The following is a 22,653-nucleotide window of genomic DNA, read 5'->3' as shown; positions in this document are numbered from 1 at the left end:
GTCTTACGGCCGGTCGGCGACGATGGAGGTCACGTCTTCCATCGCTCTCACCCAGTTCGACGTGTCTCGACTGCGGAGCTCGATCAAGTCGATCGTGCGTGCGAGATCGCCGGCGAGGTCGCGAGTGAAGACGGGCTCGTGGTGGGCCAGACGGTTCCGCAGATGTCGAAGGACATCGAGGTCTTGATAGATACGGTTCCGCAGATCCGACGCCGTGATTCTCGGCGCATAGGGAAACGCCGCCGCGATGTGCGGGCGCCAGAGACGGACGTCGTTGCGACCGGTGAAGAGCTTCTGCCAGAACACGAACTTCAATTCGGCGATGACTTTTCCCGTCGTGGGGTTGCGTCGGCGGGTGTTCTGAAGGTCGTGGCGCGGATTGTAGAGTCCGGTGCTGGGCAGGCTGGCCTCGAACGTGGGGTTCCACGGCCATCGCGAGCCGTAGACGCGCTCGAGAACGTCGGCCGCAGCATTTCGGGTCGAGATCTCGGCGAAGTGCGCGGGGAGCATGAATGCCGCCGAAACCCGAGCGTTCCACCCGTAGAGATCCACCGCCCGCCTAGGATCGCCCCCCGCGGCCGCACGTTTCGGAGCGCGGTGCACTGAGCGTTGCGCGTATCTCGACGTCATCGCGCGGGGTGGCAGCGGGCATCTGCCGAGTGTAGAATAGGAGGACGAGTCGCGGGACTCGCGGGCCTCGGCCTCCCCCCGCGGACACATGATATCCGAGGGCCCTGCCGTACCGGCGGGGCCCTCTTCATTTCGCTAAGGCTGCGAAAGAGCCCCTGAGATGGCCGACCGCCGGCGGCCGAGGAGGCCGATGCCGAGGGCGGCGAGCGCCGCTGCGAGGAGGCACATGCCGATGACGGTGGCGAGCGTCGCCGTCCACCCCGCCCCGTCGTACACAAGGCCGACGGCCCACCCGAAGAACGCCGTGCCGGAGAGCCACGAGAGCTGGTACAGGGCGGTGGCCTGCCCGCGCCCCAGCTGAGCCCACCGACCGCTCAGGCCGCTGGCCACCGGATGCGCGCTGAAGCATCCGATCGTGAACACGACGAGCCCGACGATGACGAGCGGCAGGGAGTCGGCGAACAGCATCGCGAGGCCGAGGAGCATGATGGCGATGCCGCCGAGCATGACCCGCAGGTAGCCGATGCGGCCGCCGAGACTGCCGGAGACTCGGCTGGCCACGGTGCCGGAGAGGTAGGCGACGAAGAGCAGGCTGACCAGCGCCTCGGGGACGAAGAAGGGCTGCCCGGTGAGGCGGAAGCCGAGGTAGTTGTAGACCACCGAGAAGGCGCCCATGAGCAGGAACCCGATGGAGTAGAGCGCGAGCATGACCGGGTCGCGGAGCTGGAACAGGATGCGCGTGTGCAGCGGCGGCCCCGTCGGCCCGACGCGCACGAACCCCTGCGGCTTCGGCACGATGAGGAGGAAGAGCGCCGCGGCGACCGCGCCCAGCACCGAGACGGTGAGGAGTCCGGTGCGCCAGCCCACGACCTCGCTCAGCGGGCCCGCCACGAGGCGGCCAGCGATGCCGCCGATGGTGTTGCCCGCCACGTAGGTGCCGGCGGCCACCCCCACCCACGATCCGTGCAGCTCCTCCGCGAGGTAGGCGACGGCGATGGCGGGCACCGCTCCGAGCGCGAGCCCGGTGAGCCCGCGAAGGAGGAGCACCGACTCGAAGGTGGGCATGAGCGGCACCAGCAGCGAGAGCGCCGTCGCCGACATCAGCGAGATGCGCATCGCCGCCACCCGCCCGATGCGGTCGGCCACCGACGCCCACGGCAGCACCGAGAGGGCGAGCCCGATGGTCGTCGCCGACACCGTCAGCGCGGCGCTCGCCGCCGGGATGCCGAGCTCCCGCCCCAGCGCGGGCAGCACCGCCTGCGCGTCGAAGATCTGCGCGAACGTCGCGAACCCGGCGGCGAACAGCGCCACGACGATGCGCGTGTAGGGCCGCTCCCCGCGTTCGAACCCACGCCACGGCGACGGCGGGGGCGAGGCGGGCACCCGACAAGCCTGCCATGTGCGGGGCACGGGCCGCGGGCACCGATGCGGCGGATACCATGAGCGCATGAAGCCCGATCGGGATCTCGGCCTGGCGGCGGTTGCACGTGTCGCCGGGGTGTCGGCGGCGACCGTGTCGAACGTCATCAACCGACCGCACATGGTGAGTGCCGAGACGCAGGAGCGCGTGCGCCGGGCGATCACCGAACTCGACTTCGTGCCGAACCGGGCGGCCGCCACCCTGCGGCAGGGCACCAACCGGCTGCTCGGCCTCGTCATCCCCGACGTTGCCAACCCCTTCTACTCCGCCATCGCGAGCGCCGTCGCCGACGCCGCCGACCGCCACCGCTTCACGCTCGCGCTGTGCCCGAGCCACGAAGACCACGACCGGGAGCTCCGCCACTTCGAGATGCTCGCCGAGCAGCGGGCCGCCGGCGCGCTGGTGGTGCCGATGAGCGCAGACGCCTCGCGCCTGAACCAGCTGCGGATGGTCGGCACCCGCCTGGTGCTGGTCGACCGCATCGCGCCGAGCGACGACGGATGCTCGGTCGCCATCGACGACGTGCAGGGCGGAACCCTCGCCACCGCGCATCTGCTGGCCTCGGGCGCTCCGCGGATCACGCTGGTGAACGGCCCCCGCTCCATCCCCCAGTGCGACGACCGGCGCACCGGGGCACGTCAGGCATTCGAGGCGGTGGGGCTCGCACCGCAGCTCGTGGAGTACGAGTCGGAGCACATGGTGCTCGCCGAGGGCGAGGAGATCGGTCGGCGCATCGCGGAGGACGGCGCCCCGCTGTCGATCTTCTGCACGAACGACCAGCTGGCGATCGGGGTCATCCGCGGGCTCGCGACAGCCGGCATCCGCACCCCGGCCGATGCGCGGGTCGTCGGCTACGGCGACCTCGCCATCGCCGAGATGTCAACCCTCCCCCTCACCAGCGTGGCGCAGCCGAAGGCCGACCTCGGCTCCCGCGCGGTGGAACTGCTCATGGCCGAGCTGCACGACGGGCCGGGCCACCAGCACCACGCCGACATCCTGTCGCCGCGCCTCATCGTGCGGGAGTCTGCGCCGTAGTCCCCGCGCTCGATCGTCGATCTTGACGCGTTGAGCGGCGCTGTGTATGTTCGCATTTAATCGATTAAAAGATCGACACCGAACGACTCGGGGACATGCCAATGACGACACCCACGACGCCCGTGAGCGCAGACGCCGCCGCGGAGTCGGCGCTCACGCTGCGCCACGCGAGCAAGACCTTCGGCCCGGTGGTCGCGCTCGCCGACGGCAGCATCGACATCCGGCCCGGGGAGATCCACGCGCTCGTCGGCGAGAACGGCGCCGGCAAGTCGACCCTGGTGAAGATCCTCGCCGGTGTGCACCAGCCCGACGGCGGCGAGTTCCTGGTGAACGGGGAGCAGGCGAGCTTCCGCACCCCGGCCGACAGCAAGGCGGCCGGCATCTCGGTGATCTACCAGGAACCGACGCTCTTCCCCGACCTGACCGTCGCCGAGAACATCTTCATCGGCCGCCAGCCCCGCAACCGCGCGGGCCTGATCACCCGCCCCGAGATGCGACGTCAGGCACGGGAGCTGTTCACCCGCCTCGGCGTCCCCATCGACCCCGACCGCGTCGCCGAGGGCCTCTCGATCGCCGACCAGCAGATCATCGAGATCGCCAAGGCCATCTCGCTCGACGCCCGGGTGCTGGTGATGGACGAGCCGACCGCCGCCCTCTCGGGCCTCGAGGTCGACCGTCTGTTCGGGGTCGCCCGTTCCCTGCGCGAGCGCGGAGCGGGCATCCTGTTCATCTCCCACCGCTTCGAAGAGGTCTTCGCCCTCTGCGACCGCATCACAGTGATGCGCGACGGCCGGTACATCTCGACGCACGAGACCACCGCCGTCACGGTCGACGAGATCGTGCGCGAGATGGTCGGCCGCAGCATCGACGCGCTGTTCCCGAAGACCGAGGCCGAGATCGGCGCCGCGGTGCTGAAGGTCGAGGGCCTCTGCCGCGCCGGCGTGTTCCGCGACATCGACTTCGAGGTGCGCTCGGGTGAGATCGTCGCGCTGGCCGGTCTCGTGGGCGCCGGCCGCACCGAGGTGGTGCGGGCCGTGTTCGGCGTCGACCGCTACGACGCGGGCCGCGTGAGCGTCGACGGCTCGCCGCTTCGCCCGCACAGCCCCCAAGCGGCCATCGACGCCGGAATCGGGCTGGTGCCCGAAGACCGCCGGAAGCAGGGGCTCGTGATGGACCTCTCGGTGGCCAGGAACGCCACTCTCACCCTCCGCAAGACCCTCGCCCGCTTCGGGCTTATCGACGGCCGTGCCGAGCGCCGGGCCGCCGAGGAGTGGTCGAAGCGCCTGCAGGTGAAGACCGGCTCGCAGGAGTTCCCGGTCTCGACCCTGTCGGGCGGGAACCAGCAGAAGGTCGTGCTCGCCAAGTGGCTCGCCACCGAGCCGAAACTCATCATCGTCGACGAGCCGACGCGAGGCATCGACGTCGGCACCAAGGCCGAGGTGCACCGGCTGCTCTCCGACCTGGCTGGCCGGGGAATCGCGGTGCTCATGATCTCGTCGGAACTCCCCGAGGTGCTCGGGATGGCCGACCGCGTGCTCGTCATGCACGAGGGACGGATCACCGCCGAGCTCTCCCGCGCGGAGGCCACCGCGGAGCGCGTGATGCACGCCGCCACCGCGTCGACGTCGGGAGCCGCCGCATGAGGGCCGTGCTCCGACAGCGCGAGATCCCGGTCGCCGCCGCACTCGTGGTGCTGGTGCTCGTCACCTTCGCGCTCAACCCCCTGTTCCTCTCGCCGCAGAGCGTCAAAGACCTCCTCCTGAACGCCACGATCATGATCATCCTGGCGGTGGGTCAGGCGCTGGTGATCATCACCCGCAACGTCGACCTGTCGATCGGGTCGATCGTGGGCCTCGTGGCCTTCGGCACCGGCACGCTGTTCGACGTCGCACCCGGCATCCCCATCCCGCTCGTCTTCCTGGTCGGCATCGTCTTCGGGGGTGTGCTCGGCGCCGTCAACGGACTCCTGGTGACCCTGGCGAAGGTGCCGGCGCTCGTCATCACCCTGGGCACGCTGTACATCTATCGCGGCATCCTCTCCACCTGGGCGGGCAGCACGCAGTACTTCTCGGGCGACAACCCCAAGGCGTTCGGCCAGCTCTCGGTCGACACCTTCTTCGGCTTCCCGATCATCACCATCATGGCGGTCGCCGCAGTGGTAATCGTGGCAGTCGTGCTGGCGTTCCGCCGGGGCGGCCGCGACCTCTACGCGATCGGCTCCGACCCCGGGGCCGCGAAGCTCTTCGGCATACCCGTGGCGCGTCGGGTGATGGCCGCGTTCATCGCCTGCGGTGCGCTCACCGGCCTCGCCGGCATCCTCTACACCTCCCGCTACAACTCGGTCGGCGCGCTCACCGGCACCGGGCTGGAACTCGACGTCGTCGCCGCCGTGGTGGTGGGCGGCGTCGCCATCTTCGGCGGCTCGGGAACGGTGGTGGGCGCCGCGATCGGCGCGGTGCTGCTGTCGACCATCACGAGCTCCCTCACCGCGACGCGCGTCGACAAGTTCTGGCAGCAGGCCATCGTCGGCGTGCTGATTCTCGCGGCGATCGTCGTCGACCGCGTGGTGAGCATCCGACGAACCAGGAAGCTACGAGTAAGCGAGGCCCGCGATGTCTGAGACGCTCACCGGCACCGCGGCCCCCTCCCGGCGCGGCCTTCCGCGCTGGCTGCGCGGCAACGACGCCATCATCTTCGCCGTGCTGCTCGTCGTGATCGTGGTCTCGATGATCTCGGTGAAGAACTTCGCCAGCACCCTCACGGTGGGGTTCCTGCTCATCCAGATCGTGCCGATCATCCTCATCGCCATGCCGATGGCGCTCGTCATCGTCTCGGGCGAGATCGACCTCTCGGTGGCCAGCACCGCCGGTCTCACCAGCGCCGTGATGGGTGTGCTGTGGCGCGACAGCGGGCTCGACATCGGCATCGTCATCCTGCTGTGCCTGCTCGTCGGCGTCGCCGCAGGAGCCTTCAACGGGTTTCTCATCACCACGCTCGGCCTGCCGTCGCTGGCCGTCACCATCGGCACGCTGGCGCTCTACCGGGGGCTCGCGCTCGTCGTCATCGGCGACGGGAAGGTGTCGAACTTCCCCACGGAGCTCACCGCGCTCTCCACCGCCAAGATCGGATCGACCGGCATCCCGGTGGTGATGGTGCTCGTGCTGGTGGTCATCGTCTTCTTCGGCGTGCTGCTGCACTTCACCCCGTTCGGCCGCGGCCTGTTCGCCCTCGGCTACAGCACCGACGCCGCGACCTTCGTGGGCATCCGGGTCGGTCACGCGAAGTTCTGGCTGTTCGTCGCCACCGGAGCCGTCTCCGCCCTCGTGGGCGTGTACTGGACGCTCCGCTTCGCCAGCGCCGGCCCCGACAACGCGACCGGCATCGAACTCAGCGTCATCGCGGCGGTGCTGCTCGGCGGGGTCTCCATCTTCGGCGGCAAGGGTTCCATCCCCGGCGTGGTCGGCGGCGTGCTGCTCATTGGCACCCTCACCTACGCACTGCGACTGGCGAAGGTGCCCGAGACCACCCTCGTCATGGTCACGGGCGCCCTGCTCGTGATCTCCGTCGTCGGGCCCAGCCTCACCGGCCGGATCCGGGAGCGCGTCCGGCTCGCCCGGGTGCGCCGAGAAGTCCAGAGGTTGTCCACCTCCGGCACCGCAGACGCCTAGTGCACCAGGCGTGCCCTCAGAAAGGAAGAACAATGGAGTTGTTTCACATGTCCAGCAGCTCGCGCTCCCGCACCGGGCGGCGCTTCGCATCGGTGGCGGCCATCGCAGCGGCAGTCGCCCTCGTCGCGACCGGATGCGCCGGTTCGTCGAACGACGCCGGCTCGACCGACGGTGCGGGCGGTGACGACGCGGGGTCGATCGTGTTCCTGCCCAAGCAGCTGAACAACCCGTACACCGACGTCGTGCTCGGCGGCGGCGACACGGCCGCAGCCGAGATCGGGTTCGAGGCCTCCACCCTCGGCCCGCTGGAGGCCAGCGCCAGTGCGCAGGTGCCGTTCATCGAGCAGGCGACGCAGGAGGGCGCGAACGTCATCGTCATCGCGGCCAATGACCCCGACGCCGTCGGCCCCTCGCTGCAGCAGGCCCGCGAGGCCGGCGCGAAGATCGTCGCGTTCGACTCCGACACCAACCCCGACTTCCGCGACGTGTTCGTGAGCCAGGTGGTGGCGAAAGACGTCGCGCTCGTGCAGCTCGAGATGATCAACGAGCAGCTCGGCGACGCGGGCGGCGACATCGCCATCCTGTCGGCCACGGCGACCGCCACCAACCAGAACGAGTGGATCGCGTTCATGGAGGACGAGCTGAAGTCGAACCCCGACTACGCCGATCTCAACCTCGTGACGACGGTCTACGGCGACGACGACGCCGACAAGTCGTTCAAGGAGGCCCAGGGTCTGCTGCAGAGCTACCCGGACCTCAAGGGCATCATCTCGCCCACCACGGTCGGTATCGCCGCCGCGGCGAAGTACCTCTCCACCTCCGACTACAAGGGCAAGGTGGCGCTCACGGGTCTCGGCCTCCCGAACGAGATGCGCGAGTTCATCAAAGACGGCACCGTGACCGAGTTCGCGCTCTGGGACCCGGCTCAGCTCGGCTACGTCGCCGCCTACGCCGGTCAGGCGCTGCGCGACGGCACCATCACCGGCGCCGAGGGCGACACCTTCACCGCCGGCGACCTGGGCGAGAAGACGGTCGGCAGCGACGGCATCATCATCGTCGGCCCGCCCACCAAGTTCAACGCAGAGAACATCGACGACTACGACTTCTGAGTCGTAGCGTTCCTGGCCGGCGCTCGGCCCCTCCCGAGCGCCGGCTCCCTTCAGCACGCCCACCAGGAAGAACCATGAGCATCCTCACACCGTTCCACAGGCGCAAGACCCGCATCGGCCTCGTCGCAGGCGGCCTCGCCGCCTACTGGCCCCAGTTCCCGGAGCTGCTCCCCCAGCTGCGGAGGTCGTCGGCCTACGTCACCGGCCGCTTCAACGAGCTCGACGCCGAGGTCGTCGACGTGGGCTTTGTCTCGGATGCGCAGGAGGCGCAGGTCGCCGCCGAGAAGCTGCGGGTCGCCGACTGCGACCTCATCGTGATCTTCCTCACCACCTACCTCACCTCCTCGATGGTGCTGCCCATCGCCCAGAAGTCGCAGACGCCGGTGCTGGTGATCGACCTGCAGCCGACCGAGGCCATGGACCACGCGAACTTCGACACCGGCAAGTGGCTCGCCTACTGCGGCCAGTGCCCGGTGCCCGAGGTCGCGAACGTCTTCGCGCGCGCCGGCATCCCGTTCCGCTCCGTCTCAGGCCACCTCACCCAGGAGTCGGCCTGGACCCGCATCGACCAGTGGGTGCACGCCGCGGGCGTGCGAGCACGGCTCCGTACGGCGCGGCACGGCCTGATGGGACACCTCTACCCCGGCATGCTCGACGTCTCCACCGACCTCACCCTCGTGCAGACCCAGTTCGGTTCGCACGTCGAGGTGCTCGAGTTCGACGACTTGCGCGTGCGGGTCGACCAGGTGACGGATGCGCAGGTCGCCGACCGCGTCGCGCTCGCGCGGGACCTGTTCACGATCGACGGCTCGGTGAACCAGGAGGACTTCGACTGGGGCGCCAGGGTCTCGGTGGCCCTCGACCGGCTGGTCGCCGACTTCGACCTCGACTCCGTGGCGTACTACCACCGGGGTCTGCAGGGCGAGCAGCACGAGCGGCTCGGCGCCGGGATGATCCTGGGATCGTCGATCCTGACTGCCCGAGGCATCCCGATGGCCGGCGAGTACGAGCTGCGCACCTCGATCGCCATGCTCGCCGCGCAGGCGATCGGCTCGGGCGGCTCGTTCACCGAGATCCAGGCCATCAACTTCCACGACGACGTCGTGGAGATGGGGCACGACGGGCCCGCGCATCTCGCCGTCTCGGCGCGCGACCCGCTGCTGCGAGGCCTCGGCATCTACCACGGCAAGAGAGGCTGGGGCGTCTCGGTCGAGTTCGACGTGCAGCCCGGCCCCGTCACCACCTTCGGCCTCGGGCAGGACCGCGACGGATCGTTCGTCTTCATCACCTCAGAGGGCACCGTCGTGCCGGGACCGCTGCTCGAGATCGGCAACACCACCTCGCGCGTCGACTTCGGCGGCGACCCCGGCGAGTGGGTCGACGAGTGGTCACAGACCGGCATCGGCCATCACTGGGCACTCTGCGTGGGGCACCGCGCCGCCGACATCAAGGCGGCGGCCGCTCTGCTCGGCATCGAGCACCGCCACGTCGACATGAGCGCCCGGCGGAGCTGGGCGGTCTAGAGCCCGGCTCCGACGGTCGCCCGGTCGATCGTCAGAGTTCCGGCAGCAGCGACGAGATCTCCTCCCAGAGCCAGGCGCCCAGCGAGGCATCCCGGCTCGACGGTACCGGTTCCGTCAGGATCGGCTCGCCACTGGCGACACGGGAGGGGCCGATGTACGCCCCCGGCGGCAGATCGGCGGCCGCGACCGCGAGGATCGCGGAATGCGACGCGGCGTCCTTCCCGTGCACCAGGCGTCTGAAGAGGGGCCCGAGCACGCGAGCCGCACCGCGCAGGCCGACCGAGCGCTCATGGACTCCAGGCCGGTCGGGGGTGAGCGCATCGATGGCCCCGCCCGGATGCGTCACGACGGAACGGATCGTCGATCCCGACGCGCGGAGCCGCCGGTCGAGTTCGAAACCGTAGATCTCGGCGGCATGCCGCGACATGGCGTAGGCGACCCGCGGTCGGTACGACTCCTGCGCCAGCCAGTTGGCCCGGTCGAACCCGATGCGGCGGGTCAGCATGCTGCCGACACTCACCACGCGCGCGTCGGGCGAGGAGTCGAGCACCGGCATGACCCTGCGGAGCAGGTCGGCGTGACCGAGCACGTTGGTGGCGACCGTCGATTCCACCCCGAACGGGCCGATCCTCAAGGTCGGCGGGGCGGCGACGACGCCCGCATTCATCACCAGGGCATCGAGTCGCCCAGCCTGCCCCAGATGATCCGCCGCCTCGGCGATGGACTCGGGATCGGCGAGATCCGCGCGCACGAAGCGGTGGGCACCCGATCTCGGGAGCAGTGCACGAGCTGCCTCGCCCAGCTCGCGGGACCGACCGGTGATGACGACTTCCGCGCCGAGCCGCGCCAGGCCTTCGGCGATGAAGAAACCGTTGCCGGCCGTTCCGCCGGTCACGGCGACTGTCGTGCCCCTCAGCGAACGGCGAGGCAGGGCGGAACCCATCGACTGGTCTGGCGAAGGCGACGGGCTCATTCTTCCTCCCCGGCGGTCTTCCCCGCCGTCGACGGTCGGCGCTGCAGCCAGAAGTCGACGGCCTCCGCGTCGGGGCGCGGGACGACCGAGGTGACGTCGCCGAACTCGAGCACGCTCTGGGGTTCGTCGCGCATCGACGGCCAGCGGGCCTGGCCCGACGCGTTCGGGTCGAGGTGCGTGACGAAGGCGATCCAGTACCGCGACATCTCCTCCTCGAGTCGGCCGTCGACCCCCGCGGGTTCGGGCGTGCCGTCGACGCCGAGGTTGGCGTAGGCGTAGGCGATCTCGGCGCCGTGGTACGCGCCGAAGCGTTCGAGCCCGGGAACGGGCGGCGTGCGCGAGAAGTAGTAGGTGTAGGCCGGCGATCGCCCCGACGCGGTGGCCGCGAGACCCCACTCGCGCATCGGGGCGGTCATCGACTGGTGCGTCGAAGAGCGGATGCGCGACGAGGCCACGCTCTCGGTGTCACCTCGGGGGTACAGCGCGAGGAACCTGTCGGCATCGGGGCCGTAGGCGTCGCGGATCTCCCGCTCGTACGTGTCGGGGTCGGTGTCGAGCCCCGCGATGAGGTCGAGGGAGGTCTCGTCGGCGTTGCTTCCGAGCAGCAGCGGAACGTCGTTCTGACGGCCGCTGCCGTACAGGGCGGTGGGGGTGTCGGGGAGCACGTGGCCGTCGACCGTGGGCCACCAGTGCAGCGAGAGCTCCTTCGCCGCGGCGGCGATGCGCTCGGCGGGCATCGCCTTCATCTCGTCCAGCGTCGCGCCGTCGAGCGCCGCGCTGAGGTCGCGGGCGGCTTGCCGCGCCGTCGACGCGTCGTCGTAGAGGTCGCCCGCCTCGCGATCGCCCGCGGGGCCCAAGCATCCGCCGCTCTCACCGATGATGCCGTGGAGGAGGCCCGCGGCCAGCGGTGAGACGCCCAGGATGCACGCGCTCCCCGAACCGGCAGACTCGCCCGCCACGGTCACGCGGGCCGGATCACCGCCGAAGGCGCCGATGTTGCGCTGCAGCCAGCGGAGCGCGGCGAGCTGGTCGAGGAGCCCCTGGTTGCCTGTTGTCGTGTCGCCGAGCGCGTCGTCGGCCAGGAACCCGAAGACCCCCAGGCGGTAGTTGATCGTCACCACGACGATGTCACCGCGGGAGGCGAGCGCGGCACCGTCGTAAAGCGGTAGCGCGCCCGATCCTGAGGCGAAGGAGCCGCCGTGCAGGTAGACGAGCACGGGGCGGGGGTCGGCCGTCGAGGCGCCCGCCGGGCGCCAGACGTTGAGCCGGAGGCTGTCTTCGTCGGAGGCGTAGCCGCCCAGCAGGGTCTGCTCGAGGGGCACGTCGAGCAGCCGGGTCGCGGCCCGGGTCACGAAGCTCGGCTCCGGCTGGAACGCGGAGGGCCCGAAGTCGTCGGCCACGAGCGCAGCACTGCGCCGGGGAGCGGGGCTCGGCGGCTCCCATCTCAGGTCGCCGACCGGCGGGGCCGCGTAGGGCACTCCGGCGAACGCCTCGACGCCGGTCACCTCGTCGCGCACCCCGATGACGTCACCCTCTGCGGTCGCCACCGGCGCGGTGCGCGGGCCGTCGAGGGTGCGTGTGCCCGGGATGGGAGCTGCGACGATCGCCGTGCCTGCGACGACGCCGAGAGCGGCGAGCCACGCGGTCGCCTGGATGACACGTCTGCGGGGGCGCAGCACCCCTGCGGCACCCCCGGCGAGCACGACGGTCACGCCGACGAGGACCCACCCCCACCAGGGCGAGCCGTTCACCCACGCCAGCCCACCCCCCACGAGCGCGGCGAGCACGGCGAGTGCGACCACCCGGGCGGCGGGACGACGAAATGTCGGTCGACACTTCGGTCGAGATTTTGATACAGAATGCATTGAGTACAGAGTGTATCCAAATCAGGCGAGGTCGCATCCCGGGATCTAAGCTGAGTTCGTGAGCGTGGGCGAACCACCGCCCCGACGGCGGAGAACGCAGACGCGGCGCCGCCTCCTCGATGCCGCCGCCGCCCTCTTCGACGAGCGCGGAACCATCGGCCAGAGCGTCGAGGAGATCTCTTCCCGCGCGGGCTTCACCCGGGGCGCCTTCTACTCGAATTTCGCCACGGTCGATCAGCTCTACTGCGCGCTGCACCGAGAGCAGTCGGTGATCGTGTGGGCACGGCTGCACGAGGCCCTCGGCCAGGAGGTGGCCGCAGCCACCGCCGACGACGACGATCTGACGCTCGACGACGCGGTGGGGCGCCTGCTCGACACCCTGCCGGCCGACCGCGACTGGTTCTCCCTCCGCACGGTGCTCCTGGCCAAGGCAGCAGCCGACCCCGAGTTCGCCGAATCGATGTCGATCGACCGCGGCGACGTCGCGAGCGCGCTCGGCGAGAGACTCGCCGCCTTCGCCCGCGCCCACGGCCGCACTCCCGTCGTCACGCCCACGGCACTGGCGAAGTCGGTCGTGGCCGCCCACGTCGGGGCCGTCGGGTTGGCCCCGGTCGACGCCGACGCCGCCCACACGCGTCGCACCGTGGTCGCCGCGGTCATCCGGGGCCTCACCGAGCCCTCGACGCCGCCACCCGCACCCCGTTAGGGTTCCGGTGTGAGCGACGCGACCTCGACTCGACGGCCGACGGCGGTGGGCGTCGCGGCAGTCGCCCTGGCCACGGCGACGATGCTCGCGTTGGCCCTCCACAACGCCCTCTGGGTACAGCCGGCGGGCTCGCCGGCGCTCCTCGATGCCGGCGAGACGGTGGCGACTCTCGCGTGGACTACCGGATGGTGGATCCTCATGCCCTGGGCCCTCGGCGCGTCTCTGATGCTGCTCGCCCTTGCCGCACGCCGGGCGCTCCGCCGCCGCGACCCCGTGCTCGGCGACGGCGCCGCGCTTGCGCTCAGCACCGCCCTCCTCGTCGGCGCCGTGCTTCTCGCACCACTCTCGGGATCAGGATCAGCCTGACGGGGCGGGGACCATTGCGGCGTCCTTTCTAACTAAGTTAAATGGATGCGTGGCACAGCGGATCTCACAGAAGGCGGTCGTCGAGGCGGCGCTGGCCGCGCTCGACGACGGCGGTGCGCAGGCGGTGACGGTTCGTGCGGTGGCCGCGCGGCTGGGAGTGCAGGCGCCGGCGCTGTACTACCACGTGAGGAGCAAGCAGCACCTGCTCGACGAGATGGGCACCGAGATCACGCGCCGGGTCGTCGCCGCACTGACCGAGCGGACGCCGGACGGCGACTGGCTGCACGACCTCGCCGCCTACGGTCACGCGCTGAGGGACGAGTACCTGCTGCACCGCGACGGTGCCCGCACGTTCAGCGGCACCCTCATCACCGACCCCGCCGTGCTGCGCGCCCAGGAGCCCTGGTTCCGGCGCTGGAGCGACGACGGCATTCCGGTCGCCGCGATCTTCGACGCGGTCGAGGTCGTCACCGCGTTCGTCACCGGCTTCGTGATCGAGGAGCAGGAGCGCCTGCAGTCGGCGGGCGACCCTGAGCGCTACTCCCCCGAGGCCCGGCGGTCGCGGGTGGGCGACGACGCTCCGCTCGTGGCCCGCGCGGGGTACGAGCGCGCCGAGCCGGGCCGGCGCTTCGACCGGCAGCTGGAGGCGGTCATCCGCGGCATCGCCCAGGTCCACGACCGTGCCGACGACGCCGCCGACGGCAGGGAAGGTGGACTCTGATGGTTCTGGAGATCTTGGAGGTCACCGGCCGCCTGCAGGAACTGGGCGCGCTCGTCTACGTGCTCTACTCCATCTACAAGGAGCTGCGCTGGACACCGCTCTCGACCCGCGGCGAATGGGGCGTGCCCACCATCTTCGGGCTGATCGGCGCGATCAGCCTGCTCAACACCGGCCTGCTGACCGCCACCCCGATCGAGTGGGCGCTGCTCGCCGGGGCGGTCGCCGTCGCGCTCGCCTGCGGCCTGGTCGCCGGGCGGGTGGCACGGTTCCGCCCGCTCTCGGAGCGCAGCCGGGCGGCGCTGGAGCACCGTGCGGCGCGTCGGGCGGAGCGCCGCGGCCGCTCGGGCCCGCGCCCCCTGCCGGCCTTCGAGATGCGAACGGGATGGATCGGAGCGCTCCTCTGGGCCGTCACCCTCGGCACCCGCTACGGCGCCGAGTACCTGGGCGAGCACCTCGACGCCGCCCTCGCCACCACGACCGGCCTCGCGTTCCTCCTCGTCGCCGTCAACGAGGCGGGCCGGGTGCTCGTCGTGTCGCGGCGGTCTCCCGCGCAGGAGTGAACGGCCTCAGCGCCCCGCGACGCGATCGGCGAGCCGGGCGATGACGGAGGTGCGGCCGCTGCCCGTGCGGGCCTCGTGCCAGTCGGCGACCGAGTAGGCGCGGTAGAGCCCGTTGGCGCCGATCCAGCGCAGCGGCTCGGGTTCCCACTTGCGGGGGCGACGGCGGATCCACGGGATGCGGCGCTCCGGGGCATCCGTCCCCGTGATGAGCGCGGCCACGGTGTCGCCGGCCACCTTGGCGGCCGTCACGCCCTGGCCGGCGTAGCCGCCGACCTCGTAGACGCCGTCGCCGTGGTCGTCGACGATCGGGCTCCAGTCGCGCAGCACTCCGAGCACGCCGCACCAGGCGTACTCGGCGCGCACGTCGGCGTGGGGGAAGAGCTCGGCCAGCATCGTCTCGAGGGCCGCGACCGTCGCCGCGTCGACCTCTCCGTCGCGGTCGGTGCGCGAGCCGAAACGGTAGGGCTTGCCGCGCCCGCCGATGATGATGCGGTCGTCGTTCGTGCGCTGGCCGTAGAAGTAGGTGTGGGCGGCGCCGGAGATGCCGGCCCGCGAGTCCCAGCCGATCTGCCGCCAGGTCTCGGGAGGAAGAGGGGCGGTCGCGATCATGGCGCTGTTCAGCGGGAGGACGTCCCGCCCGCGGCCGGGTTGCTGAGCCGTGTACCCCTCGGTGGCGATGACGACGGAGCGCGCCGAGACCGTCGAGCTCCCGACTCGCAGGCTGCCGGCGGTGATGTCGGTCGCCCGGCTGTCGGTGTACAGCTCGACACCGGCCCCGATGGCGATGGTCGCGAGGCCGTAGAGCAGCTTCAACGGGTTGATGCGGTAGCAGTCCGGCGAGCGGAGGGCCCCGACGGCACGGGACACGTCGATCTCGGCGGTGAGCTCGCGCCGGTCGATCCAGCGCAGGTGGGTCTCGTCGACCCCCCAGGCCCGGTACGACTCGAGCGATGCTCTGAGTCTCGCCGCCTCGGAGGCCGAGCGGGCGATCTGCAGCCAGCCGCCGTGCACCGCCTCGATGTCGATGCCGTGCGACTCCATGAGGGCCACGGTGTCGTGCATGGCCCGATCGAGCAGACGATCGGCGAGCTTCACCGCCTCCCGCCCGCTCCCCTTCGCGAGCACACCGCGCATGCCGACGGTCTTCGCCGAGAGCCATCCGCCGTTCCGCCCCGAGGCGCCACGGCCGAGAGCCGTCGCTTCGAGCACGACGACGCGCCGCGTCGGATCGAGGCGCTTGATCGCGATCGCCGCCCAGAGCCCCGAGTATCCGCCGCCGACGATCGCGACGTCGGTGTCCAGGCTCTCGCGGAGCGGACCGGAGGCCGGGGGCTGCAGCGACTCGTGCGCCATCCAGAACCCGAAGTCGCCGTTCCGCAGCGCGGTCATCGCGACCCGACCAGGGAGGTCGCCGAGGTGGTCGGCGGCGCCGGGATCGGCCCGGAGACCACGGTCGCGTCATCCGGATCCCAGCTCACCACGACGGCATCCCCCGGGCGGATCGGGTCGGTGGGCCGCGCCCGGTCGACCCGCACCTCGATCTCCTGGCGGGCCGAGGTGGAGATGAGGTACTTCACGGCGTTGCCGACGTAGATCGCCTCGACGACGGTGCCCTGCACGCCCGCGCCGACCGCACCGGCTGCGCCGTCGGTGCCGCCACGCGCATCCGCTCCCGACGCCCCGACCGCCTGCAGCCGCATCCGCTCCGGCCGCACGACGAGCACCGCGTCCCGCCCCTCGGCGAAGTCCTGCCCCGCCCGGGAGCACGACCACCCGTCGCCGTGCAACGACCCGTCGGCCTCCCGCACGCACGGCAGCCGCACCGACTCGCCGATGAAGTCGGCGACGAACAGGTCGCGCGGCCGCTCGTAGAGGTCTTCGCTCGTACCCAGCTGCACGATGCGGCCCTCGTTGTAGACCGCGATCTGGTCGCTCATGACGAGCGCCTCCTCCTGGTCGTGCGTGACGTAGACGATGGTCGACTCGGTCTGCCGGCCGAGGCGCATGATCTCGATCTGCATGGTCTCGCGCAGCTTCTTGTCGAGGGCGCCGAGCGGCTCGTCCATGAGCAGCAGGTCGGGTTCGAACACCATGGCGCGCGCGAGCGCGACGCGCTGCTGCTGGCCGCCCGAGAGCTGCTTGGGAAGACGGTCTGCCCGCTTGCCGAGTTCCACCATCTCGAGCGCCCCCATCGCACGGACACGCGCCTCACGACGGGAGACACCTCGCATCTCGAGTGGGAAGGCGACGTTCTGCAGGGCCGTCTGATGCGGGAACAGCGCGTAGTTCTGGAACACCACCCCGATGTCCCGCTTGTAGGGCGCTAGCGAGGTGAGGTCGCGGCCGCCGAGAGTCACGCTCCCCGAATCGGCGTCGAGGAACCCCGCGATGATGTTGAGGGTCGTGGTCTTCCCCGAACCGGAGGGCCCGAGCATGGTGAGGAAGGTGCCCGGCTCGAGCGTGAGGGTCACGTCGTCGACGGCCAGGGAGTCACCGAACCGCTTTGTGACGTTGCGGAGTTCGAGGGCGGGCTTCTCGGCACTGCTCATGAGGTCTGTCCTTTGGTGAGGCGGCGGGTCGCGACGAGCGCGATGAGCGAGAGGATGGTGAGCAGCACGCCGATCGCCGCCAGCGTGGGCGTGACCTGCGTGCGCATCTGGCTCCACATCAGCACCGGAAGGGTGCGGGTGGTGGCGTCGGTGACGAAGATCGAGATGACGACCTCGTCCCACGAGCTGACGAAGGCGAACAGGGCGCCGCCGAACACGCCGGGTGCGATCATCGGCAGCAGCACGCGCCGGAACCGCACCCACGGCGGCGCACCCAGGCTCGCGGCGGCTCGCTCGTAGACCGGATCGACCTGGCTGAGGCTGGCCGAGACCGTCACCACGACGAACGGCACGCTGAGGATGGTGTGCGCGGCGATCAACCCGGGGATCGTGCCGTCGAGGTACCACCTGAGGTACAGCACGTAGAGCCCGATGCCGATGATGACCGGCGGGATGATGAGCGGGCTGAGCAGCACCCCGAGCAGCAGCAGCCGCGCCCGCTCCGGCAGACGCTGGATGCCCATGGCCGCGGCCGTGCCGAGCGCCGTGGAGAGGAGGGTCGTGCCGATCGCGACCTGCAGGCTGGTGAGCGCGGCCCTCCCCCAGGAGGGGTCGGTGACGAGGTTCTCGTACCACTCCGTGGTCCAGCCGGCGTTGAAGACGCCGAGGGTCGACGAGGAGTTGAACGACATCGGGATGATGATGAGGGTCGGGAGCACGAGGAACAGGCTCACGACGGCGACGAACACCCCGAGCAGCACGTGTCGAACGGTCGGCCGTCTCATGACCGTCCTTCCTTTCGGCGGAGCGAGCGCACGCCCAGGAGGAGGGCGAGCGAGATGAGCACACCGGCCAGGAGCACGAGGCCCAGCGCACTTGCCGTGACGGGCCCGAACCGGGTGACCTCGTTGACGATGGTCTCGCCGATCATGGTGCTGTCGACGCCGCCGAGCAGGGCCGGCGTGATGTAGAAGCCGAGCGACAGCACGAAGACGAGGATGGCGCCCGAGAGCACGCCGGGCAGGCTGAGCGGGAGGAAGACGCGCACGAAGCGGCGCCACGGCCCCGCCCCGAGACTGGAGGCGGCGCGAAGGGCCGAGGGGTCGATCTGGCCCATCGTGGCGATGAGCGGGAGCACCATGTACGGCAGCAGCACGTGCACCATGCCGATGAGCACTCCGACGGGGGTGCGGATGAGCGCGAGGGGCTCGCTGGTGAGGCCGAGTGCGGCGAGGGCTTGGTTGAGCAGCCCCGAGTCCTGCAGCAGCCCCACCCAGGCGAAGCTCCGCACCAGCAGGCTGGTCCAGAACGGCAGCAGCACGACGGCCAGCAGCACGAGCCGGAGGCGGGGGCCCGAGCGGGTGAGCGCGTAGGCGAAGGGATAGCCGATCAGCACGCAGCACACGGTGGTCAGCACCGCCGTGCGGATCGTGTTCACGAACACCGTGCCGTAGACGGGAGACGTGAACACCTCCGCGTAGGTGTCGGTGCCGTCACGGAAGCTGGTGCTGATCATCAGCACCAGCGGCACCACGAAGAAGATCGCGGCGAACGCCCCGGCCGGCAGGATGAGGATCCATCCTGCCAGCCGGGTGGCGCGGGCCTGGGAGCCTAGCTGACCAGCCATGCCTGGAACTTCTTGTCCACGTCTTCGGCGTTCGCACCCCACCAGTCGTCGTCGACGCTCACCCGGGTGTCGAGGTGGTTCGTCGGGCGGTTCTCGTTCGCCGTGACCGCCGGGTCTTTCGCGGCCTCCGCGTTCACGGGCCCGTAGTCCGACAGCTCGGCGAAAGCGAGCTGAGGGCCGGTCTGCAGCGCGGCGGCGAGCAGATCCTGTGCAGCGGATGCGCCGGGCGCGCCCTTGGGGATGACCCAGTAGGCGTCGACCTGCAACCAGGTGTCCCAGTTGATGGTGATCGGCGTCTGCTTCGACGCGTCGACCGCGCGCCCGACCCAGACCAGCCCGATCGCGCCCTCACCCGACTCGAGGAGCTGCTGCGACTGCGCCGCGGTGTCCCACCAGATGATGTCGTCCTTGATGGTGTCGAGCTTCTTCAGGGCGCGGTCGACGTCGAGCGGGTACAGCTCGTCGGGGGCGACGCCGTCGGCGAGCAGTGCCGCCTCGAGCACGCCGCCCGAGGAGAGCTTGTTGAAGATGCGCTTGCCCGGGAACTTCTCGGTGTCGAACAGATCGGCCCACGTGGTCGGCTGGGTGGAGAACGCGTCGGAGCGGTAGGCGATGACGCTCGCCTCGATGTCGGCGGCGACGCGGTACTCCTGCGCCGCGCCCTCCACGAGAGCCGACTTGTCGATCTTGCTGTAGTCGATCGGCTCGAGGTAGTCGGCGTCGGCTGCGGTGCCGAAGTCGTTCGCGACGAGCGCGAGGTCCCAGGTCGGGCGCCCGTTCTCCACCATCGTGCGCAGCTGGGCGTAATCGGTGGGGCTGTCCTCGGTGACGGTGATGCCGGTGTCGGCGGCGAACGGCTTGAAGAAGGCTTCCGACTGGGCTTCCTGGTAGGCGCCGCCGTAGCTCACCACGGTGAGCGCATCCGGAGCGGCCGTGGAGCCGCCGCCGTCGGACGCACATCCGGCGAGCGCAAGCGCTGCCACGACTCCGGCGCCGATGGTGCCGAGCAACTTTCTGCGGATCATTGCGTTCCTCACTTCTTTCGGGGGTGGAAGGGAATTGCGGATGTGGGTGGTGCTGAGGATGGTGCTGAGGGAGAAGTCGATGTCTCGGCGAGCGCGTCCCGAAGGAGGGTCGCGGTGCGGTGGAGGTCTGTCCGGTCGGCGCCGGATGCCGAACCCACGACGGTCAGCGGCGGAGCGCCCACCGCCTCCTCGTCGTGGTACTCCGTCTGGAGCACCAGCTCGTCGGCGGGCCGGCGGGCGAACGCGAGCACGAGCGCGTCGGCCCGCACGACACCGCGATCGCCGTTCTCGCGGCGATACACGACGGCGGAGACGCGCCCCCAGCCGCGGGTGCCGGCGAGCTCGATGCCGTACTCGGCATCGGTTCCCGAACGGAGCCCGTCGGCTCGGCCCTCGACACCCGGCGTGGAGCGCGTGTCGAGCACCCGCACGACGGTGTCTCCCGCGTTCCGCAGCGCGGCGGCGACGGCGTGACCGCGGTCGGAGTCGGTGGCGACGACGACCCGCCGGCCGAGGGGGCGACCCGACTCGCGCCGGAGCTTGAGGGCTCCGTCGGCGAGATGGATGCCGGGCCGATCGTTGCCCCGGAACAGCGGGGTGGTCTCGTAGCTCCCGGTGGCCACGACCAGGTGGCCCGGGGTGATCTCCCATCGGGTGGCGCCCGAGTCGACGAGCACGAGACCGTCCATCACGCCGAACACCGTGCCCGTCACATGGCCGATGCGGGTGTCAGCGGCCACCGCGTCGCGCAGTTCGCCGAGCGCTTCGGCACGGGTGACCTCGGCGCCGTCCATCCCGATCACCGGCTCGGTGCGCACCTCGGCCCGTCTGGTCGGCGCGGGACGTTCGACGAGCACCACCGATCGACCGGCCGCCGCGGCGACGCGAGCCGACTGGAGCCCGCTGACCCCGGCTCCGACGACGACCACGTCGGCGTCGACACGGCGCACGTCGACGGCTTGCGACGCACGGGCCGCCGCGACGGTGGGAAAGCGGCCTCCCCCGGCGAGGTTCTTGAGCACGCGTCCGGATGCGCGGCTGAGCCGAGGCGCCCGCGTGAACAGGCGGAACTGGAACCCGGCGGGAATCCAGCGAGCCACCAGGTCGGCCACGCGGAGCAGATCGAACGAGGCGCTCGGCCAGCCGAGCTCCCGCGACACCTCGTCGCCCGGCGCGACCTCTCGCGAGCAGGACTCCACACCGGGGAGGCCGTTCACCGTCAGCGGGCAGTCGCCGCAGGCCGAGAAGCCGCAGGTGTAGCCGCGAGGGCGGTGGTACTTCACACTGCGCCCGAGCGTGTGCACGCCGTGCGCCGCCAGCGCTGCGGCGATGCTCACCCCGGGGCGGGCGGTCAGCTGCTTGCCCTCGAAGGTGAAGACGACGGTGTCGGCGCTCATGCTGCAGTCTCCACGACGAGGGAGCCCTCGGCGATCCAGCGCCCCTCACGCACCCGCTCGATGCCGAACGGGGCGAGCCGCGGGTCGACGCGACCGGTGTCGATGTAGGCGGCGAGAAGCTCGCCGGCGGCCGGCGCTCCCATGAAGCCGTAGACCCAGCCGACCGAGAGCACGACGTTCTCGAGTTCCGGAACCGGCCCGAGCGCGGGCGCCAGGTCGGGAGTCTGACTCACCGTGCCCGCCCAGTGACGCAGCAGTCGCACCCCGGCCAGCGACGGGAAGAGGCGGGTGAACTTCGTCGCCATGTCGCGCACCATGGCCCAGGTGCCACGGAGGCTCGTGGTCTGGTCGACGTGAGCGAGCTCGGTGCCGCCGACGAACTCACCCCGCATCGTCTGGTGGCAGTAACCGAGCAGGTCGAGTGCCGCGACCGCGGGGCCGAGGAAGGGCCTCATCGGTTGCGTGACGATCATCTCGAGTCGGGCCGAGAGGATTCCGAGCTCGACGCCGAGCATCCTGTCGACATCGGGGGCGTGCCCGCCCGCGGCGTTCACCACCACGCCGCACCCGATGCGGGTGCCGTCTGCGAGCACCACCGCCGTCGCGCGTGAGCCGGAGCGCTCGACGGCGACGACCTCCCGTCCGCCGACCACGTGGACACCCCGCGCAGCCGCCTGCTCGAGGTAGCCCGCCACCACGGAGTCGTGGTGGGCGAACCCCCCGTGCGGCTGGTAGAGCGCTCCGCGCACCATCTCGGGAGCCGCCGCGGGCAGGAGGCGCCGGGCATCCGCGTCGTCGAGGAGTTCCGAGCGCAGCCCGATGCTCCGCTGGAAGGCACGATCGCGCTGGAGCATGGCCCACTGCTCCTCGGTGGAGGCGAGCACGGCGTAGCCGTCGCGATTGAAGAGGATGTTGTAGTCGAGTTCGGCGCTGAGGGTCTGCCACTTGTCGAGTGCCAGGTCGAACAGCCCGCACCACTCGGGCGACGAGAAGGCCGAGCGGATCAGTTCGCCGTTGCGGCCGCTCGCTCCGCCCCCGGGCCACGAGCGGTCGATGACCAGAACGTCGGTGATGCCGCGCTTGGCGAGTTCATGCGCGAGGGCGAGCCCTTGGATGCCGGCGCCGACGATGACGACGTCGTAGCCGCTGCGGATCGCGCCCGTGTGGACGCCCGGCAGCATCAGTTCTCTCCGGGGTCGGCGAGCATGCCGAGGAGCACCGGCTGCACGGGCAGCCGGGCCGACGGCCGCCGGTACTCCTGCTCGCTCCCGCCCCGCTCGGAGAGGAGGGCTTCCACGTGAGGGGCACAGGTCTTGCCCTGGCAGGCACCCATGAACACGGCGGTCGCCCGCTTGACCGTCTCGACGTTCGTGTGGCCGTGCTCGACGGCGTCGAGGATGTCGCCGAGTGTCACGTCCTGGCACGGGCAGACGATGGTCTTGCGCTGTGCTGGGCTGCCCACGGTGCGGCTCCTTCGTC

22 protein-coding genes are annotated in these 22,653 nt (G+C 70.8%); 10 read left to right on the top strand and 12 right to left on the bottom strand.

The genetic code is table 11. The features are described from left to right. Positions 1-3 precede the first annotated feature (3 nt). Positions 4-552 carry a hypothetical protein gene (locus tag HL652_RS20125; protein WP_171706953.1) on the bottom strand — a complete coding sequence of 183 codons (549 nt, stop codon included), beginning with the start codon at positions 550-552 and terminating at the stop codon, positions 4-6. A 213-nt stretch (positions 553-765) separates the two neighbouring features. Further along, positions 766-2,013 carry an MFS transporter gene (locus tag HL652_RS20120; RefSeq protein WP_253743505.1) on the bottom strand — a complete coding sequence of 416 codons (1,248 nt, stop codon included), beginning with the start codon at positions 2,011-2,013 and terminating at the stop codon, positions 766-768. Positions 2,014-2,077: 64 nt separating this feature from the next. Between HL652_RS20120 and HL652_RS20115 the strand changes: the two genes are divergently transcribed. The 6 genes from HL652_RS20115 (at position 2,078) to HL652_RS20090 (ending at position 9,385) form a co-directional block, all read left to right on the top strand. Continuing rightward, entirely contained in the window at positions 2,078-3,085 is a 1,008-nt protein-coding gene (locus HL652_RS20115) for a LacI family DNA-binding transcriptional regulator (RefSeq protein WP_171706951.1), read from the top strand. A gap of 101 nt (positions 3,086-3,186) precedes the next feature. Continuing rightward, the gene (locus HL652_RS20110; protein WP_171706950.1) at positions 3,187-4,728 is read left to right on the top strand and encodes a sugar ABC transporter ATP-binding protein; all 1,542 of its coding nucleotides are present in this window, start codon (positions 3,187-3,189) and stop codon (positions 4,726-4,728) included. After that, positions 4,725-5,705 carry an ABC transporter permease gene (locus tag HL652_RS20105; RefSeq protein WP_171706949.1) on the top strand — a complete coding sequence of 327 codons (981 nt, stop codon included), beginning with the start codon at positions 4,725-4,727 and terminating at the stop codon, positions 5,703-5,705. The genes HL652_RS20110 and HL652_RS20105 overlap by 4 nt, the downstream gene beginning before the upstream one ends. Then, positions 5,698-6,753: an ABC transporter permease gene (locus HL652_RS20100; RefSeq protein ID WP_171706948.1), complete on the top strand. Its 1,056-nt coding sequence runs from the start codon at positions 5,698-5,700 to the stop codon at positions 6,751-6,753. The genes HL652_RS20105 and HL652_RS20100 overlap by 8 nt, the downstream gene beginning before the upstream one ends. A 47-nt stretch (positions 6,754-6,800) precedes the next feature. Next, complete coding sequence (rhaS, locus tag HL652_RS20095; RefSeq protein WP_216603953.1) at positions 6,801-7,862, top strand: rhamnose ABC transporter substrate-binding protein; 1,062 nt, start codon at positions 6,801-6,803, stop codon at positions 7,860-7,862. Positions 7,863-7,936: 74 nt separating this feature from the next. After that, the gene (locus HL652_RS20090; RefSeq protein WP_171706946.1) at positions 7,937-9,385 is read left to right on the top strand and encodes an L-fucose/L-arabinose isomerase family protein; all 1,449 of its coding nucleotides are present in this window, start codon (positions 7,937-7,939) and stop codon (positions 9,383-9,385) included. 31 nt (positions 9,386-9,416) lie between these two features. On the opposite strand, the gene HL652_RS20085 is transcribed toward HL652_RS20090, so the two are convergent. Next, positions 9,417-10,280: an SDR family NAD(P)-dependent oxidoreductase gene (locus tag HL652_RS20085; RefSeq protein WP_171706945.1), complete on the bottom strand. Its 864-nt coding sequence runs from the start codon at positions 10,278-10,280 to the stop codon at positions 9,417-9,419. 74 nt (positions 10,281-10,354) lie between these two features. Next, positions 10,355-12,160, bottom strand: coding sequence for a carboxylesterase/lipase family protein (locus tag HL652_RS20080; RefSeq protein ID WP_171706944.1), 1,806 nt, complete (start codon positions 12,158-12,160; stop codon positions 10,355-10,357). A 121-nt stretch (positions 12,161-12,281) separates the two neighbouring features. On the opposite strand from HL652_RS20080, the gene HL652_RS20075 reads away from it, so the two are divergent. Genes HL652_RS20075 through HL652_RS20060 form a run of 4 tightly spaced genes read left to right on the top strand, consistent with a single transcriptional unit; the run spans position 12,282 to position 14,576 of the window. Next, positions 12,282-12,929 (top strand): TetR/AcrR family transcriptional regulator, encoded by a 648-nt coding sequence (locus tag HL652_RS20075; protein WP_171706943.1) that lies wholly within the window; start codon positions 12,282-12,284, stop codon positions 12,927-12,929. A gap of 9 nt (positions 12,930-12,938) precedes the next feature. Next, a complete protein-coding gene (locus tag HL652_RS20070; protein WP_171706942.1) occupies positions 12,939-13,295 on the top strand; it encodes a hypothetical protein in 357 nt (118 codons plus the stop codon). Between the two features lie 49 nt (positions 13,296-13,344). Then, positions 13,345-14,016: a TetR/AcrR family transcriptional regulator gene (locus tag HL652_RS20065; protein ID WP_171706941.1), complete on the top strand. Its 672-nt coding sequence runs from the start codon at positions 13,345-13,347 to the stop codon at positions 14,014-14,016. Then, positions 14,016-14,576, top strand: coding sequence for a hypothetical protein (locus HL652_RS20060; protein WP_171706940.1), 561 nt, complete (start codon positions 14,016-14,018; stop codon positions 14,574-14,576). The genes HL652_RS20065 and HL652_RS20060 overlap by 1 nt, the downstream gene beginning before the upstream one ends. A 6-nt stretch (positions 14,577-14,582) precedes the next feature. Here the strand turns inward: HL652_RS20060 and HL652_RS20055 are convergent, their stop codons facing one another. Genes HL652_RS20055 through HL652_RS20020 form a run of 8 tightly spaced genes read right to left on the bottom strand, consistent with a single transcriptional unit; the run spans position 14,583 to position 22,636 of the window. Further along, positions 14,583-15,965: an NAD(P)/FAD-dependent oxidoreductase gene (locus HL652_RS20055; protein WP_171706939.1), complete on the bottom strand. Its 1,383-nt coding sequence runs from the start codon at positions 15,963-15,965 to the stop codon at positions 14,583-14,585. Then, entirely contained in the window at positions 15,962-17,125 is a 1,164-nt protein-coding gene (locus HL652_RS20050) for an ABC transporter ATP-binding protein (protein ID WP_171706938.1), read from the bottom strand. Before HL652_RS20050 ends, HL652_RS20055 begins: the two co-directional genes overlap by 4 nt. Further along, positions 17,122-17,910: an ABC transporter permease gene (locus tag HL652_RS20045; protein ID WP_171706937.1), complete on the bottom strand. Its 789-nt coding sequence runs from the start codon at positions 17,908-17,910 to the stop codon at positions 17,122-17,124. Before HL652_RS20045 ends, HL652_RS20050 begins: the two co-directional genes overlap by 4 nt. After that, the gene (locus HL652_RS20040) at positions 17,907-18,752 is read right to left on the bottom strand and encodes an ABC transporter permease (protein ID WP_171706936.1); all 846 of its coding nucleotides are present in this window, start codon (positions 18,750-18,752) and stop codon (positions 17,907-17,909) included. The genes HL652_RS20045 and HL652_RS20040 overlap by 4 nt, the downstream gene beginning before the upstream one ends. Then, positions 18,737-19,777, bottom strand: coding sequence for an ABC transporter substrate-binding protein (locus HL652_RS20035; protein ID WP_171706935.1), 1,041 nt, complete (start codon positions 19,775-19,777; stop codon positions 18,737-18,739). Before HL652_RS20035 ends, HL652_RS20040 begins: the two co-directional genes overlap by 16 nt. A gap of 8 nt (positions 19,778-19,785) precedes the next feature. Then, positions 19,786-21,174, bottom strand: a complete 1,389-nt coding sequence (locus tag HL652_RS20030) for a 2Fe-2S iron-sulfur cluster-binding protein (RefSeq protein WP_171706934.1) — start codon at positions 21,172-21,174, stop codon at positions 19,786-19,788. Then, positions 21,171-22,355, bottom strand: coding sequence for an NAD(P)/FAD-dependent oxidoreductase (locus tag HL652_RS20025; protein WP_171706933.1), 1,185 nt, complete (start codon positions 22,353-22,355; stop codon positions 21,171-21,173). The genes HL652_RS20030 and HL652_RS20025 overlap by 4 nt, the downstream gene beginning before the upstream one ends. After that, positions 22,355-22,636 (bottom strand): (2Fe-2S)-binding protein, encoded by a 282-nt coding sequence (locus tag HL652_RS20020; RefSeq protein WP_171706932.1) that lies wholly within the window; start codon positions 22,634-22,636, stop codon positions 22,355-22,357. The genes HL652_RS20025 and HL652_RS20020 overlap by 1 nt, the downstream gene beginning before the upstream one ends. Between the last annotated feature and the right edge of the window lie 17 nt (positions 22,637-22,653).

This window comes from Herbiconiux sp. SALV-R1, from assembly GCF_013113715.1.
In the GTDB taxonomy this organism is placed as follows: domain Bacteria; phylum Actinomycetota; class Actinomycetes; order Actinomycetales; family Microbacteriaceae; genus Herbiconiux.
This window is presented reverse-complemented; position numbering and strand designations above follow the sequence as displayed.